We start from the raw sequence: 1420 nt of genomic DNA, 5'->3' as shown, positions 1-1420 counted from the left end.
TTGCCATGACTGAAAAAGGTTATGAGCAATCTAAATGGATTACAGCTAAAAAGGCGAATGCGCTTGGAGGACATATTCGTAAGGGTGAAAAAGCTACTTTAATAGTAATGTATAGCCCTATTGAACGAGAAAAAGTCGACAGCGAAGGAAATATCATTCTTGATAAAGAAGGTAATCCTAGGATTGAGCGTTTCGCGATATTAAAAAATCATTATGTATTTAATATTGAGCAATGCGAAGGTTTACCTAACAGTCTTTATGATGCTATTACAGAAGAAAAAACTGAAATAGTTCAATATAGACAATTCAAAGAAATACAACAAATCATCGAGGGTATTAATCTCAATGTTGTAGAAACACCTAGCAATAAAGCTTTCTATCGTCCAGAAACTGACACAGTTGTAATGCCTAAAATGGAGCAATTTACATCTGAAGCAGGTTATTACAGTACATTATTACATGAACTCACTCATGCTACTGGTCATCAAAATCGTTTAAATCGAGAGGGGATCACCTCAAAACAAGCGAAATTTGGTAATGCGACTTATGCTTTTGAAGAGTTGATAGCTGAAATTGGCAGTGCATTTCTATGTGCTCGTTTAGGTTTTAATACAATTCAACAAAATGCAAGTTATATTGCAGATTGGATTCAACTATTAAAATCTGACAAACGTGCTATTTTCAAAGCGACAGGTCAAGCCAGAGAAGCATGTGAATACATGTTAGATTCTTTAACCGTAATGCAACAATATGCTTGTAAAAAGCAATTGATTGTTTAATATCAACCCATTGGGGGATACATTATCCCCATAAGGCGTAATGTATTCCCTCTTTGCTAGACAGGAGTACATTATGCCAAATTGGTGTGAAAATAAACTTGAAATTATTTGTGATTCAAGACAAGTTGAACGACTAAAACCAAAGTTATTTTCTCAAACAGAAGATAGTGAATGGTATTTAGATTTTAATTTGCTAATTCCGATGCCACATGAGTTAAATATTGATTCAAGCAGTCGAGGCATTCAAGCAAAAAACTTTCTTGAACTTCCATTAAAAAAACGTCTAACTTACCCTCTTATTCAGCAATACATCGTAAAATCTGAAGTTGAGCGAATTTCACAAAAAGCAAAATACCACCATTAGACAGTTGGTGATTTTATCAACTGGTTGACAAAAAAACCTGAAGAACAAAACATACTAGGTCTCGATTTATTATTGGGGTATCAGTATATTGATAACATTACTAAATACGGACACCCAAATTGGTATGATTGGAGGTATGCTAATTGGGGATGCAAATGGAATATTAATCCTGATAACTGTTTTGTATTTATAGATGATGGCTGCTCAATTAGCTGCTTTTTTGAAACACCTTGAAATCCAGCTGACAACTGGTTCTCTACTCTTTGTTTAACTTTTC

Annotated in this window: 3 protein-coding genes; 2 read left to right on the top strand and 1 reads right to left on the bottom strand. The window is 34.2% G+C overall.

Translation table 11 applies throughout. The annotated features are described in order from the left end of the window. Together C0975_RS11220 and C0975_RS11215 are read left to right on the top strand one after the other, a co-directional pair. On the top strand, nt 1-779 hold a 779-nt coding region (locus tag C0975_RS11220), incomplete at its 5' end, for an ArdC family protein (protein ID WP_101776450.1). Nucleotides 780-852: 73 nt separating this feature from the next. Continuing rightward, on the top strand, nt 853-1143 hold the full coding sequence (locus C0975_RS11215; protein ID WP_101776449.1) for a hypothetical protein: 291 nt from the start codon (nt 853-855) through the stop codon (nt 1141-1143). A gap of 80 nt (nt 1144-1223) precedes the next feature. Here the strand turns inward: C0975_RS11215 and C0975_RS11530 are convergent. Continuing rightward, nucleotides 1224-1420 (bottom strand): hypothetical protein (locus C0975_RS11530; RefSeq protein ID WP_217349318.1); only part of this gene is annotated, 197 nt, incomplete at its 5' end.

The sequence above is a fragment of the Pasteurella oralis genome (assembly GCF_002850605.1).
GTDB classification, from domain to species: domain Bacteria; phylum Pseudomonadota; class Gammaproteobacteria; order Enterobacterales; family Pasteurellaceae; genus Pasteurella; species Pasteurella oralis.
The sequence above is the reverse complement of the archived record's forward strand: the minus strand, read 5'-3'. Positions and strand labels throughout refer to the sequence as shown.

What these genes read in the sequence shown, in the direction of transcription:
- C0975_RS11215 (WP_101776449.1), top strand. Translation starts at nt 853, where the DNA reads ATGCCAAATTGGTGTGAAAATAAACTTGAAATTATTTGTGATTCAAGA.